Annotated in this window: 12 protein-coding genes; 9 read left to right on the forward strand and 3 right to left on the reverse strand. The window is 56.9% G+C overall.

What is annotated here, in order from left to right; genetic code table 11:
* Window positions 1-19: 19 nt before the first annotated feature.
* From ACN0X0_RS07115 to hslU, 7 genes are all read left to right on the forward strand, one after another.
* Window positions 20-1,075 carry an aminoglycoside phosphotransferase family protein gene (locus ACN0X0_RS07115; protein ID WP_417278586.1) on the forward strand — a complete coding sequence of 352 codons (1,056 nt, stop codon included), beginning with the start codon at window positions 20-22 and terminating at the stop codon, window positions 1,073-1,075.
* Window positions 1,048-1,725, forward strand: a complete 678-nt coding sequence (locus ACN0X0_RS07120) for a nucleotidyltransferase family protein (RefSeq protein ID WP_417278587.1) — start codon at window positions 1,048-1,050, stop codon at window positions 1,723-1,725. Before ACN0X0_RS07115 ends, ACN0X0_RS07120 begins: the two co-directional genes overlap by 28 nt.
* Complete coding sequence (gene addB / locus ACN0X0_RS07125) at window positions 1,725-4,706, forward strand: double-strand break repair protein AddB (RefSeq protein WP_417278588.1); 2,982 nt, start codon at window positions 1,725-1,727, stop codon at window positions 4,704-4,706. The genes ACN0X0_RS07120 and addB overlap by 1 nt, the downstream gene beginning before the upstream one ends.
* Window positions 4,703-8,122, forward strand: a complete 3,420-nt coding sequence (gene addA, locus ACN0X0_RS07130; RefSeq protein ID WP_417278589.1) for a double-strand break repair helicase AddA — start codon at window positions 4,703-4,705, stop codon at window positions 8,120-8,122. Before addB ends, addA begins: the two co-directional genes overlap by 4 nt.
* 57 nt (window positions 8,123-8,179) lie before the next feature.
* Window positions 8,180-8,500, forward strand: a complete 321-nt coding sequence (gene trxA, locus ACN0X0_RS07135; protein ID WP_226551641.1) for a thioredoxin — start codon at window positions 8,180-8,182, stop codon at window positions 8,498-8,500.
* A gap of 124 nt (window positions 8,501-8,624) precedes the next feature.
* A complete protein-coding gene (gene hslV / locus ACN0X0_RS07140) occupies window positions 8,625-9,182 on the forward strand; it encodes an ATP-dependent protease subunit HslV (RefSeq protein ID WP_219783310.1) in 558 nt (185 codons plus the stop codon).
* Entirely contained in the window at window positions 9,179-10,483 is a 1,305-nt protein-coding gene (gene hslU / locus ACN0X0_RS07145; protein WP_417278590.1) for an ATP-dependent protease ATPase subunit HslU, read from the forward strand. Before hslV ends, hslU begins: the two co-directional genes overlap by 4 nt.
* On the opposite strand, the gene ACN0X0_RS07150 is transcribed toward hslU, so the two are convergent.
* The 3 genes from ACN0X0_RS07150 to ACN0X0_RS07160 are packed head-to-tail and all read right to left on the reverse strand — an operon-like array spanning window position 10,484 to window position 12,791.
* The gene (locus ACN0X0_RS07150; RefSeq protein ID WP_417278591.1) at window positions 10,484-11,089 is read right to left on the reverse strand and encodes a Smr/MutS family protein; all 606 of its coding nucleotides are present in this window, start codon (window positions 11,087-11,089) and stop codon (window positions 10,484-10,486) included.
* Window positions 11,086-12,126, reverse strand: coding sequence for a murein transglycosylase A (locus ACN0X0_RS07155; protein WP_417278592.1), 1,041 nt, complete (start codon window positions 12,124-12,126; stop codon window positions 11,086-11,088). The genes ACN0X0_RS07150 and ACN0X0_RS07155 overlap by 4 nt, the downstream gene beginning before the upstream one ends.
* Entirely contained in the window at window positions 12,126-12,791 is a 666-nt protein-coding gene (locus ACN0X0_RS07160) for a Tim44/TimA family putative adaptor protein (RefSeq protein WP_417278593.1), read from the reverse strand. The genes ACN0X0_RS07155 and ACN0X0_RS07160 overlap by 1 nt, the downstream gene beginning before the upstream one ends.
* Before the next feature lie 107 nt (window positions 12,792-12,898).
* Between ACN0X0_RS07160 and ACN0X0_RS07165 the strand changes: the two genes are divergently transcribed.
* Both ACN0X0_RS07165 and secB read left to right on the forward strand, forming a co-directional pair.
* On the forward strand, window positions 12,899-13,396 hold the full coding sequence (locus ACN0X0_RS07165) for an FxsA family protein (RefSeq protein ID WP_417278594.1): 498 nt from the start codon (window positions 12,899-12,901) through the stop codon (window positions 13,394-13,396).
* A gap of 57 nt (window positions 13,397-13,453) precedes the next feature.
* Window positions 13,454-13,960, forward strand: coding sequence for a protein-export chaperone SecB (secB, locus tag ACN0X0_RS07170; protein WP_417262432.1), 507 nt, complete (start codon window positions 13,454-13,456; stop codon window positions 13,958-13,960).

Raw genomic sequence — 13,960 nt, forward strand, 5'->3', positions numbered from 1 at the left:
GATACAAAGGCCAAACTCCGTGACCACCACACTCGATGCGCGCGACACAAAGATGGATCGCGCTCAACTTCTCAAAACTTTTGTGGCGAATAGCCCTTGGGCCGCATCACAGTCCGTTGCGCTGGCCGGTGATGCCTCCCGCCGTCGCTACCATCGATTGACAGATGCCTCATCCGGTCGCACGGCCATCCTGATGGATGCGCCGCCCGAGGCCGGTGAAGATGTGCGGCCTTTCGTGAAAGTTGACGCGTATTTATCCGGCATCGGCCTGTCCGCACCCGAAATTTATGCCGCTGACGAACAACTGGGTTTTTTGATCCTCGAGGATTTCGGCACGGATTTGTACGATCAAGTTTGTGCGCGGAACCCTGAGCTCGAGGCCAGCCTGTATGATGCCGCAGTAGATGCGCTTGTCACCCTGTGTTCCGCAGAACCGATGCAGGGGCTGGAAGATTATGTTCCCCGCATGACCGATTTGGCGCTGTCTTGTTATCGCTGGTACGCCGAACCCATCCTTGGCCGCGATATGGCGGATGAGAAAGCTCTGGCGCACGACGCACTTCAGCCTTTGGTCGACAGTCTCGGCACAGAGCGTGTTACAATCCTCCGCGACTATCATGCCCAAAATCTTTTGTGGCTCCCCGAAAGGGAAGGGGCCGCTCGCGTCGGTCAGCTTGATTTTCAGGACGCCATGCTGGGCCCAATCGCCTATGATTTGATTTCACTGACCACAGACGCCCGGAGAGATGTTTCCGAGGAAATACGCAATCGCTGCATGGCGCGTTTTTGTGATCAATTGGGCTTGAATCGGGTCGATTTCATGCGTCAGGCGGCGATTTGTTCCGTTCAGCGCAATCTGCGCATTCTGATGGTCTTCGCGCGTATGTCGCTGCACTTTGGTCGTATCAGTTATGTTGACCTGATCCCGCGCGTTTGGGGGCATCTCCAACGTGATTTGGACCACCCCGATCTTCAGGAGCTTGCAACCTTGCTGCGCGCGCATCTCCCGGAACCTGACCTCGCAGCCCTACAAACGCTCAAGGACAAATGCGGTACAATCCCAACTCTGCAATGATCTTTTGTGCCGGTCGCGGCACACGGATGAAGGCTCTGACAGAAACCCGCCCGAAACCCATGATCGAGGTGGGTGGGCGGCCCTTGGTCGATCATGCTCTGGACCAACTCGGTGACATTCCGCACCGTGTCGCCAATCTTCACTATCTTCCCGATCTGCTCGAAAAACATCTCCATTCCGCTGGATTAGAGACTGTTTTCGAGGAAGATCTTTTGGAAACCGGTGGTGGTCTCAAAAACGCGCTCCCGCATTTCGATAGTGATGCGGTGTTCACCATGAACACCGATGCCGTTTGGAAAGGTCCTCTAGCTGCTGAGATTTTGTCCGACGCCTGGCAGCCGGACAAAATGGACGCGCTTTTGTTGATTATCCCAAAATCGCGCACGCATGCGCATCTTGGCACCGGTGATTTCGACCTTGCACCTGACGGCCAGATCCGTCGCGGGCAAAGCTACATCTACACAGGCATGCAAATTTTAAAAACAGCCCCCGTTGCCGCAGTTGAAGACAGGCATTTTTCGCTCAACCGTGTTTGGGAGGATATGTTCGCCCAAGGTCGCATTTTTGGTGTCGAATATAATGGTCATTGGTGCGATGTCGGTCACCCGGAAGGCATTGAGATTGCCGAAACCATGTTGAAGGGCCTCTAATGTTCACATCAGACGAAAGCCCGGCCCTATTTGGTGTCCCATGCGGCGCACATTATCCATCTGCTGTCAAAAACGGCCTACTCACGCGTCTTGAGGGCATGCCGCCCGACATGTTGGCGCGGACCGAAATATTCGTAAACACCTCGCGGATGAAAAAGGAAATTCAAGAGGTTTTCGAAGATGGATCGACCCGATTCCTGCCAAAATTGCGTCTTTTGTCTCATCTTGGGATGGATCACGATTTCATGGATCTCCCTGTCCCGATCAGCGGGTTGAGACGTCGTCTTGAGCTGGCACAGCTCGTGTCACATTTTCTAAAGCAAGAACCCCAATTCGCCACGCGGTCCTCCGTATTCGACCTGTCTGACAGCCTCGCGCTTCTCTTTGCTGAGATGCAGGACGAAGGCGTGAAGCCGGAAGATATTCAAAACCTGAAAGTTCCGGATGCTTCCGGCCATTGGCAGAAATCGCTTCAATTTCTGTCGATCCTTTTCGGGCTTTTCGCAGATGACAGCTCTGTCGAATTGAGCGGCGAGGATCGTCTGCGCCTTGTCATTGAACGCCTTGAGACGACGTGGAAAACATCTCCGCCCGATCATCCAATTCTCGTCGTTGGCTCAACCGGTTCACGCGGTATGACAGCGCGATTTATGTCTCTGGTGGCCAAACTCCCGAAGGGTGCCGTCATCCTTCCTGGCGTCGATTTTGATATGTCTGCCGAGGTTTGGAACCAAATTTACTCGGAAGAGCGCATGGCCGTCGAACATCCACAGGAACGGATGGCGCGGATGGCACATCGATTAGGTGTGAGACCTGATCGCATCCAGAGGTGGGATGGCGACACGCAAGAAAATCAGAGCCAAAATCGGCTTGTTTCGCTGGCTTTGCGTCCGGCGCCGATCACCGATCAATGGATGCAAGAGGGTCCCGCGTTTCAAAATGTCGAAGGCGCCACGCAAGCGCTTACCCTGATCGAAGCCCCGGATATGCGGCTTGAGTCGAATGCAATCGCACTCGTCCTGCGTCGAGCGGTACACGATGGCAAAACCGCCGCGCTCGTCACGCCGGATCGCGATTTGGCCCGACGTGTGACAGCCCTTTTGGCGCGCTGGAATATTGTACCGGACGACAGCGCAGGTATTCCGCTAAACCAAACCCCACCCGGACGGCTTTTGCGTCATGTTGTGGGGCTGATCGGGCGTGTTCTATCCTCAGAAGATTTGCTGGTCCTCTTGAAGCACCCGCTCTGTGCCCGCGGCACCCGAGACGATGCCCCACAAGAGGATGCGCGCGGTTTCCACCTGCTTTGGACCCGCGAGCTTGAGGTACATCTGCGTCGCAAGACGCTCGCCTTCCCGACCCGTGAGAACCTTCTGGAGTGGGCGATCAAATCTGGCGAAGACAAGGACGACAAAGACGCGCGGCTGTCATGGGCCGGCTGGGTCGCAGATCAAAGTGAACACTTTCATCATACTGCCGAAGGGTCGCTCAAAACTCACCTCGATCGCCTGATTCAGCTGAGTTCGAGACTGGTTATGGGGCCAAACTCTACGGATGACAGTGAACTTTGGGCACAACATGCCGGTCGCGAGGCGCGTCGTGTTGTCGAGACCCTGCATCGTGAAGCGGATCATGCAGGCGCCATGACCACCATGGAGTTCGGCGATCTGTTCCGGGCCATTCTGGGTCGCGAAACCGTTCGCGATCCTTCTCCGAAACATCCGCAGGTTATGATTTGGGGGACACTTGAAGCGCGGGCGCTCGGTGCCGATCTGGTGATTTTAGGCGGGCTGAATGAAAGCATTTGGCCCCAAAGCGTCGGGCAGGACCCCTGGTTCAGCCGTGATATGAGACGCCAAGCCGGACTTTTGTCGCCGGAACAAAGCATTGGCCTCTCCGCCCATGATTTTCAACAAGCTGTCGCCGCCCCCGAGGTCATTCTGACCCGCGCCAAACGCGATGCAGAGGCGGAAACCGTAGCCTCACGCTGGCTTATTCGCCTGACCAACCTCATGTCCGGGATGTCCAATGAGGGGCGCACCGCCTTGGAGCACATGCGCGCGCGCGGTTCCGAATGGATTGCACTGGCGGAACATTTGGACAAGCCAGAATTTACCCTGCCATCTGCCAAACGACCAAGCCCGCGTCCGCCCGTTGCGGCACGCCCTCGGCAGCTTTCAGTGACGCGTGTCGAAACCCTGATCCGTGACCCTTACGACATCTATGCGAGTCGGATTTTGCGGTTGAACAAACTCGATCCGCTGAGCCGGGAGCCCGATGTGCGCGAAAGAGGCACAGCGCTCCACGCGATTATGGAAAGCTATCTGTCGCAAATCGGTGAGGAAAGTCACGAAGAGGCGCTGGCCCGCTTTTTGACGGTGGCCGAAGAGGTTTTGGAACGCGAAGTGTCCTGGCCCTCTGCGCGCAGGGTTTGGTTTGGCCGCGTGCGTCGCATTGCCGATGGGCTTGTCACGCGAGAGCGTGAGAGATTGGCCAAGGGCACGCCTGTCGGGATCGAGGCGAAAGGCGCGATGCATGTGCCAGAGGTGGATTTTTCACTGACCTGCAAGGCCGATCGGATTGATCGCAAAGAGGACGACACTTTCGTCATTTACGACTATAAATCCGGCTCTCCGCCGACGGAAAAGCAGACGAAAATCTTCAACATTCAGCTTCATCTCGAAGCGGCGATGATGGAAGAGGGCAAATTTGAAAATGTGCCGATGGGGCGCGTGTCCGAAGTGGCTTATCTCGGATTGAACAACACGCTTTCGGAAACCGTCTTACCACTTGAGCCTGCCGAAATTGATGACGTGAAAGAAAAGCTGGTGCGGTTGATCCGCTCCTATGACGACCCGAACCTTGGGTATTCCGCGCGGCGGATGATGAAAACCGTGCGCTTTGAGACGGATTTCGAACATCTGTCCCGCTACGGGGAATGGTCCGACGCCGACACGCCTGTGCCGGAGGATTTGGAATGACCGAGATGAACGAAGCCACCCGTCGCCAGCTCATGGCGGCGCGCCCCGATATGTCGACTTGGGTGTCGGCCAATGCGGGCTCGGGCAAAACCAAGGTTTTGACGGATCGCGTGGCGCGCCTGTTGCTCGACGGCACACCACCGCAGCACATTCTCTGTCTGACCTACACCAAGGCGGCCGCCGCAGAGATGCAGAACCGGTTGTTCAAGCGGTTGGGTGATTGGGCAATGCTGCCTGATGCGGAACTGATCAAAGAGCTCACGACTCTTTCACCTGAAAAGCAGCTTGATTCCGAGATTTTGCGGCACGCCCGCACCTTGTTCGCTCGTGCGATTGAGACGCCGGGTGGTCTGAAAATTCAGACGATTCACTCGTTTTGTAGCGCACTCTTGCGTCGCTTTCCGCTTGAGGCGGGCGTGTCGCCGCAATTCAAGGAAATGGACGAACGCCAATCGCGGCGGATGGTGTCGGAGATTGTCGAAAACATCGCTCTTGGGCTGCGACGAGAGGTCATTGACGATGTTGCACTTTACGTCAGCGATCTTGATCTGACGGATTTGGCGCTCAGTGTGGTCGCCAAACGCGATCAATTTTTGCACTACCCCGAACAGGCTGACATTTGGCGCTGGTTTTCACTGCCTGAGGGTTATGACGAAGCACGACTCTTGGGAGATGTCTTTCTTGGCGGCGAAAATGAGATGCTTCTTGACTGCGCTGGCCTCATGGAGGGGTCAAGTGCAGCGGATCAGAAAGTCGCCGTATTTTTTCGGAATTGGGCTGAATTAGAGCCTGATTTGAGCTTGGTCGAAAGCCTGTGTGACAAACTTTTGGCCGGTGAAAAAGCCAAGACAAACCCGCTCGGTTCGAAATTCTACGCTCAACACTCAAGCCTGCCGACGCGAAAACTGATCGACGCGCATCCCGGCGCTTTTGACCAGCTAGAGGCCTTCATGAAGCGTGTGGAGGCTGTGCGACCGCATCTCTTTGGTCTCAAAGACGCGCGCAAAACGCTTGCGCTTCATCGCTTTGCGCAAGAAATCCTGCCGCCCTACATGGAGCGCAAAGCGCAGCTTGGCCTGTTGGATTTCGACGACATGATCCGCCGTGCGCGCGACCTTTTGTCAATCTCGAACGTGTCGCAATGGGTGCTGTATCGCCTCGATGGAGGGATCGACCACATCCTTGTGGATGAGGCCCAAGACACCAGCCCCGATCAATGGCGTGTTGTGCAACTTTTGGCGGGGGAGTTCACGGCCGGCGAGGGCGCGCGGGCGAATGTGACACGAACGATCTTTGTCGTTGGCGATCACAAACAGTCGATTTACTCCTTTCAAGGCGCGGCACCCGACGCTTTTGACGAGATGAAAGCGCATTTTGGTGAGCGTTTGAACGCTGTCGGTCAGCCGCTTCAAGACCTCTCGCTGCAATATTCGTTCCGCTCTTCGCCCGCCATTTTGACGGCGACCGACAAGGTCTTTGCGGCGATCAATGGCGAGGGCGTCGGAGGTATCCCGGAGCATATCGCGTTCTTTGACGACATTCCCGGACGCGTGGACCTCTGGTCCCTAGAAGAGCCCGAAGACCTCACGAAAGAAGATAAGGAAGAGCGCGAGAAAGAAGAAAGTCGGTGGGAAGACCCGATCGATGTGATCCACCCGGAGGAACCGAACCCACGTCTGGCGAAACGGATCGCAAATTTCGTGGCCGAACAGCTCAGCTATGGCTCTATTCCTGAAAAAAACAGGGTAGGGCGGCGGATTGAGCCCGGTGACATTTTGATCCTTGTTCAAAGGCGCTCCCCTTTGTTCCGCTTGATCCTCAAAGAGCTGAAATCCCACCCCGCCGCCATTCCTGTCGCCGGGGCGGATCGCATGACGTTGGGCGAAGAAATGGCGGTCAAAGACCTGCGGTCTCTGCTCTCGTTTCTGTCCTTGCAGGACGACGATCTGGCGCTGGCCGAAACGCTCAAATCACCGCTGTTCAACTGGTCGGAACGCGATCTTTATCAGCTCGCTCATGGTCGGACGACGATTACGCTTTGGCGGTCGCTCTATGAGCGTCGCAAGGAGTGGCCGGAGACCTATGCGGTTCTCGAAGATTTGCGGCAAACCTCTGATTTCTTAAGACCTTACGATCTGATCGAACGCGTGTTGATCCGCCATGAAGGGCGGCGCAAATTCATTGCACGCCTTGGCAAAGAGGCCGAAGACGGGCTCGATGCGCTGTTGCATCAGGCCCGCAATTACGAGACCTCAGAGACGCCAAGCCTGACCGGTTTCATCGCCTGGCTCGAATCCCAAACCATCCAGCTCAAACGCGTGCTTGATGAAAATTCGAACCTCGTGCGGGTAATGACGGCGCATGGCTCGAAAGGGTTGGAAGCGCCTATCGTGATCCTGCCCGACACGCTGAAAACTCTGCGCGAAACGCGGGATGAATTCATCACGCCGCGAGAGGGTCAGATCGTTTGGAAAGGCGCCTCGGGTCAAAGGTCCGATCTGACAAAAGAGACCCTAAACCAGCTCAAAATGCGTGATTTGGAGGAAGATCGGCGGCTTTTGTATGTGGCCATGACTCGCGCCGAAAAATGGCTGATTGTCTGCGGAGCGGGCAAGGATACGCCGGGAACGTGGTACGATCTTGTGAAAAACGGGGTGAGTGCGCTTGAGACGGATAGCGTTGAACTCGCCGGATTCATGGGGACGCGCTATGCCATTGGTGACTGGCCAGAGGCGTCAAAGTTGCAGGATTTCGTGCAGGAAAAAGATGGTTTCCTGCCGGATTGGGCTCGAATTCATGCTGAATCCCCCTCCGAGGAAGCAAAGCGCATCTCTCCTTCGGACCTCGGTGGTGCCAAGGCGCTTGCGGGTGAAGACGCCAGTCTCGACAAGGAGGCGGCGATGCGGCGCGGTAGCCAACTTCACAAGCTGATCGAAGTCTTGCCGGAGGTGAGCGATGAGCGTCGCGAAGAGGTGGCGCGCTTTGTTCTTTCCGCGGGCGAGGAAGCCGCTCTTGAAAGTGAAATCCCCAAGCTGATGCACGAGGCGCTTGGCGTTCTCAATCAGACCTATGACTGGGATGTTTTTGGCCCACATTCACTGTCCGAGGTGCCCTATACAGCCACACTCACCACACCTCTCGGCGACCAGATCATTCAGGGCATCATCGACCGCCTGATCATCACACCCGAAAAGGTGCAGATCGTGGATTACAAATCCAACACCGTGATCCCGGAACGTGTCGAGGATATTCCAGAGGGTCTTTTGCGCCAACTCGGCGCCTATGCGCAGGCCTGTCAGGAGATTTACCCGGATCGGGAAATCGAAGTGGCGCTTCTTTGGACAAAGACCGCCACGCTGTGCCCTGTGCCTCTCGATATCGTGATGGCAAGTCTGGCTTGCACCGCCACATCTTGACCCGTCAGGGGCAGAGGCATAGGTTTTTGCTCAAGTACAAAATTCAGGAGAAGCCCAATGGCAACCGTAAAAGTCAGCGATGACACGTTCAGCACCGAAGTTCTCGAATCCGACATCCCCGTGGTTGTCGATTTCTGGGCGGAGTGGTGCGGCCCGTGTAAACAAATCGGCCCGTCCCTCGAAGAACTGTCCGAGGAACTCGACGGCAAGGTCAAAATCGTCAAAGTGAACGTGGATGAGAACCCGAACGCGCCGGCACAATTCGGCGTGCGTTCGATCCCGGCGCTGTTCATGTTCAAAGGCGGCGAAGTCGTTTCCAATAAAATCGGCGCGGCGCCGAAGGCAGCTTTGGCCAACTGGATCAGCGAAGAGGCCTGATCCCGTCTTACAAATTTGGAATTCGGGCGCCCAATGTGGCGCCCTTTTTCATGCCCGTTCGGTCCCCATGGTTGCACCCGGCCCATTGCGCCCTCATATAGATTGCCAAGCGAAAGGACCTCTTATGTCGAAAGAAGAATTTCCCGGCTGGCATGGCACGACAATCATCGGCGTGCGGCGCGGTGGTGAAGTGGTTGTGGCTGGTGACGGTCAGGTGAGCCTTGGCCAAACGGTGATCAAGGGCACGGCCCGCAAGGTGCGGCGGTTGTCGCCGGGCGGGCAGGACGTGGTTTGCGGCTTTGCCGGATCGACTGCGGATGCGTTTACGCTTTTGGAGCGGCTTGAAACCAAATTGGAGGCCACGCCGGGACAGCTCGCACGCGCCTGTGTCGAGTTGGCGAAAGATTGGCGGACCGACAAATACCTGTCGAAACTTGAGGCCATGCTGATCGTGACGGATGGCGACACGCTTTTGGTCGTGACCGGCGCAGGGGACGTTTTGGAGCCCGAGCATGACATCGCGGCCATCGGATCGGGCGGAAATTTCGCACTCGCGGCCGCACGCGGCCTCATGGAAACCGACAAGGACGCGGAAAGCATTGCGCGCGACGCGATGAAGATCGCCTCCGACATCTGTGTCTACACCAATGGCAACCTGACGGTTGAGAAGATTAGCAAATGACTGACCTGACCCCCCGCGAAATTGTCTCCGAACTGGACCGTTTTATCATCGGCCAGAATGACGCCAAACGTGCCGTCGCTGTCGCTTTGCGGAACCGTTGGCGGCGCAAGCAGCTGTCCGATGATCTGCGTGACGAGGTATATCCGAAAAACATCCTGATGATCGGGCCGACCGGCGTGGGCAAGACGGAGATTTCCCGTCGTCTCGCCAAACTCGCCAAAGCGCCCTTCATCAAGGTCGAAGCCACGAAATTCACCGAGGTTGGTTATGTCGGTCGCGATGTGGAACAGATCGTGCGCGATCTCGTCGATGCGTCGATTTCCCAGACCCGCGAGCAGATGCGCGACGATGTGAAAACCAAAGCGCAAGAGGCCGCCGAAGAGCGCGTGATCGAAGCCATCGCTGGCTCGGACGCCCGCGAGCAAACCCGCGAGATGTTCCGCAAAAAACTGCGCTCCGGTGAGCTGGACAATACGGTGATCGAGCTTGATCTTCAGGACAGCGCGATGCCGATGGGTATGTTCGAAGTCCCAGGCCAGCCGCAAATGGGCGGTGCGATGAACCTCGGAGATCTTTTTGGCAAAGCCTTTGGTGGCCGTACGGTTAAAAAGAAACTGACCGTCGCCGAAAGCTATGATGTGCTGATCGGAGAAGAGGCCGACAAGTTGTTGGACGATGAAACCGTGACCCGTGTGGCGCTTGAGTCGGTGCAGGAAAACGGCATCGTGTTCCTCGATGAGATCGACAAAGTCTGCGCCCGGCAAGAGGCCCGTGGCGGCGATGTTTCACGTGAAGGCGTGCAGCGCGATCTCTTGCCGCTGATCGAGGGCACCACGGTGTCCACCAAACATGGTCCGGTGAAAACGGATCACATCCTGTTCATCGCCTCTGGTGCGTTCCATATCGCGAAACCTTCGGATTTGTTGCCGGAATTGCAGGGACGTTTGCCGATCCGTGTGGAGTTGCGCGCATTGGAAGAGGGCGATTTCGTCCGCATTCTGACCGAAACCGACAACGCGCTCACGCTGCAATACAAGGCGCTGATGGAGACCGAAGAGGTCGAGGTGACCTTCTCCGAAGACGGAATCGCAGCGATTGCCAAACTGGCCGCCGATGTGAACGGCTCGGTCGAAAATATCGGCGCGCGGCGGCTTTATACGATCATGGAGCGGGTGTTTGAGGAGCTGTCTTTCGCAGCCCCCGACAAGCCCGGCGAAAAGATCACGGTCGATGCCGCCTATGTTCATGCCCACGTCGATGAGATGGCCAAGGCGGCGGATGTGAGCCGCTATATGTTGTAACTACTTCTTGCGGCGCAGGTAGACGTAATAGGCGCCTGTGCCGCCATGTTTGAGATGGGCCTCAGAGACCTGAAGCACCGCATCGCGCAAGGGCGCCATATGGAGCCAATGCGGGACCTGATGTTTGAGCACACCTTTGCGCACGGGGATGGGACCGTCGTCGTCGCGATGTTTGCCCTTGCCGGTGATCACCAAAACCAGCCGCCGATCCATCGCCCAGGAACTTAGGATAAACCGCGTGAGCGCGGGATGGGCTTGGGCAATCGTCATGCCGTGAAGGTCGATCCGACCTTCGGGCGAGAGATTGCCTTTGCGCATTTTACCGAATTTTTTGCGATCCATCCTGAGCGGTGCTTGCGCCAGCCGGTCCGAAATGGACGGGGCAAGATCATGACCCGTCATACTGGTCGTCGCGTGTTTGCCGATCTCCAGATCGAAATCGAAAGGCTCTCGGACAATCGGTGCGATAGGTTTCGGCAGGTTCGGTTTCTCGGGGCGGGCCAAAGGGGCGGGCGCCTTTGAGATATGCAGAGGTTTTGCCGTTTTCTTCACGGCATTCCAAAGACCCTTATCCTCTTCGCTCAGGGTTTTCTTGCGCCGGCTCACCCTTCCGCCCTTTCCTCATAGGCATAGGCCAGCTGGATCGGCAAAAGCACGATCATACGGCCCGGATCGCGGATTTTCCCGGCCTGATCGCCCGCAAGATCCCCCGTGCCGAAAAAGATGTCGGCACGCTGAGCGCCTTTGATGGCAGAGCCGGTGTCTTGCGCGATCATGAGGCGATGCAGAGGCTCTGCGCCCTCTTTCTCGATCCAAACCGGCGCACCTAAAGGCACGAATTTTGGATCGACCGCGATGGAGCGCATCGTGGTGATGGATCGGTGCATCGCGCCAATCGGGCCTTTTTCGGCAGGCAGGCGCGGCAGTTCGCGGAAGAACACATAGGAGGGGTTGAAGTTCAAAAGCGCCTCACCCTCGACCGGATTGCGGCGCACCCAGTTCTGAATGACCTTGGCCGAGACCTGATGCGCGTCATAGACCCCACGCCGGATCAACTCCTGCCCGATAGAGCGGTAGTTGCGGCCGTTGTGGCCCCCGTAACCGATGCGCATGACGGAACCGTTTTCCAAACGGATGCGACCAGACCCTTGAACCTGAAGGAAAAACAGCTCGACCGGATCATCGACCCAAGCGATCTCAAGTCCACGTCCGGCAAGCGCACCGTCGGAGATATCCTGACGCGCCAGATAGGCTTCGCCAGAGACAACATCGGGCGGCATGCGGTAGATGGGATAACGATAGCGCGCGGTTTGATAGCGGGAACCGCGCAGTTCGGGTTCGAAATAGCCGGTGAACAGCGGCTCGGCACCATCTTCGATCAGGACAGGGCGGAACAGAAGTTCAAAAAAACTCCGTGCTTCATTGGTCGTCTGAGCAAAGGCACAAAGCTGCGGCCATTCGGGGCCGTCGATCAGATCACAGGTGTCACGAAAAACGGAAAGAGCCGCGGCGTGATCATCCGCGGCCCATCCGGGTAAGTCATCGAAAGAGAGGACGCGTGCCATCATGTCATCCGAAGATGCCGCCGGCGCGTTCAAAGCCAGCAAGGCCGCAAGAGCCGCAGGCGCCAGCTGTCTCCACATCAGGCACCAGTCGCGACAAGCTGCCAGTTCGGATCGTCGCTGTTCAGGTGGCGTGCAAAGGTCCAGATGTCTTTCTGACGATTGATCGCTTTGGGATCGCCCTGAACGATCTCGCCCTCGGCATTGCGCACGACGGAGGAGGTTTCGCCGACAAAGCGGATCTTGATCTCGGCTTCGTCGGTGGCGCGATCCAGATCGGCGTCGATGATCTGAAGCTCACGCAGACCCACGAATTGGCTCTCGATGGTCAGACCTTTGGACTGGCGATCCTCAACGACAGAAGAAAAGGCCTCATAGACGTCTTCGGAGAGGAACGGCTGGATGCTTTCAAGCTCGTCATGCTCGAAGGCCATGAGGATCATCTCATAGGCGCCGCGCGCGCCGGAGAGGAATTCGCTCACATTGAAGTTCGGATCGACACGTTTGATCGCCGCGAGATTGTCGGCAGCGCGGGTGCCGGCCTCGACATTGTCGATGATGTCGTGATCGACACCGCCCTCGATCACCTCGAAGTCGCGTTTGACCGTCGTGGCCTCCTCGGCCCCCGGAAAATCTGCGCGCGGCTTTTCAAACCCTTCGCGGGTGCCCAAAACGCTGCGCAGGCGCAGGATCAGGAAAATGGCAATGCCCGCGAGGACAAGAATGGAAAGAAGGGAATTCCCCATCGGCGGTCGATCTCCGTTCAAACGTAGAAATAACTGTGTTCCGACCTTATGTAGGTGACGCACCCCGCCAAGTCTACCTGTGGGGGCAAGAATAGAAAGGACTTCTCATGTGGCTTTTCGCCCTTTTTGTCGCAGTTCCGATCATTGAGATCGCCCTGTTCATTCAGGTTGGCGGTCTGATCGGGCTTTGGCCGACGCTTTTGATCGTCATTGTCACCGCCATTTTGGGCACCGCTTTGGTGCGCCAACAGGGGGCTTTGGCGATGTCACAATTGCGTCAGTCCTTTTCCGAGTTGAATGATCCGTCCGAGCCTTTGGCGCATGGGGCGATGATCCTGTTTTCCGGTGCGCTTTTGCTGACGCCCGGGTTCTTTACCGATGCCATGGGGTTCTTGTTGCTGGTGCCAGCGTTTCGGATGTTTGTGCTCAAGGAATTGCGCAAACGGGTGAAGGTTCAGAGCTTTACCATGGGGCAAGAGAACATGCGTCAGAGCGCTGATCCGTTCCGTGGCACCCCCCGTGATCCCCATATCATCGACGGGGAATGGGAAGAGGTCGATCAAAACAAGCCCAATCAAGGCCCGTCAGGCTGGACTCGCCATTGAGGCAGGCTCGGCAACCTGATACAAAGCCGCGAACTTCATTTTGCAAGGACCGAACCGATGGCCGAAAACGGCGAAACCCCACAAAACGACGCGGCCGCACAGGCCAACCCCGTCAAAATGCAAATCCTGGGTCAGTTCATCCGGGACATGTCATTTGAAAACATTCTCGCACAAAAGGCCCTGAAGGTCGAAGGTCGTCCGGCGATCTCCGTTCAGGTCGCTCTGGACGCGAAAAAACGGGCCGAAGATCACCAGTTTGAAGTTGCGACCAAGGTCAAAGTCGAATCCAAATCCGAAAGCGGTGAGCAGACGCTGTTCATCCTCGAGCTGGATTTCGCCGGTGTGTTCCACATCGAAAACGTGCCGGACGAGCAGATGCATCCGTTCCTGATGATCGAATGCCCGCGGATGCTCTTCCCGTTCCTGCGCCGTGTGGTGCATGACGTGACGCGTGACGGTGGCTTCCCGCCGCTGAACCTCGACAACATCGACTTTGTGCAGCTCTACCGCCAAGACATGGCACGCCGTGCAGAAGCACAGCAAGCTGCCGCTCCGGTCAACTAA

The sequence above is a fragment of the Celeribacter sp. genome, from assembly GCF_048270365.1.
Lineage (GTDB): Bacteria > Pseudomonadota > Alphaproteobacteria > Rhodobacterales > Rhodobacteraceae > Celeribacter.

Coding starts and splice junctions, on each gene's coding strand:
- ACN0X0_RS07120 (WP_417278587.1), top strand. CDS start 1,048: ATGCGGTACAATCCCAACTCTGCAATGATCTTTTGTGCCGGTCGCGGC.
- addB (WP_417278588.1), top strand. CDS start 1,725: ATGTTCACATCAGACGAAAGCCCGGCCCTATTTGGTGTCCCATGCGGC.
- addA (WP_417278589.1), top strand. CDS start 4,703: ATGACCGAGATGAACGAAGCCACCCGTCGCCAGCTCATGGCGGCGCGC.
- trxA (WP_226551641.1), top strand. CDS start 8,180: ATGGCAACCGTAAAAGTCAGCGATGACACGTTCAGCACCGAAGTTCTC.
- hslV (WP_219783310.1), top strand. CDS start 8,625: ATGTCGAAAGAAGAATTTCCCGGCTGGCATGGCACGACAATCATCGGC.
- hslU (WP_417278590.1), top strand. CDS start 9,179: ATGACTGACCTGACCCCCCGCGAAATTGTCTCCGAACTGGACCGTTTT.
- ACN0X0_RS07155 (WP_417278592.1), bottom strand. CDS start 12,126: ATGTGGAGACAGCTGGCGCCTGCGGCTCTTGCGGCCTTGCTGGCTTTG.
- ACN0X0_RS07160 (WP_417278593.1), bottom strand. CDS start 12,791: ATGGGGAATTCCCTTCTTTCCATTCTTGTCCTCGCGGGCATTGCCATT.
- ACN0X0_RS07165 (WP_417278594.1), top strand. CDS start 12,899: ATGTGGCTTTTCGCCCTTTTTGTCGCAGTTCCGATCATTGAGATCGCC.
- secB (WP_417262432.1), top strand. CDS start 13,454: ATGGCCGAAAACGGCGAAACCCCACAAAACGACGCGGCCGCACAGGCC.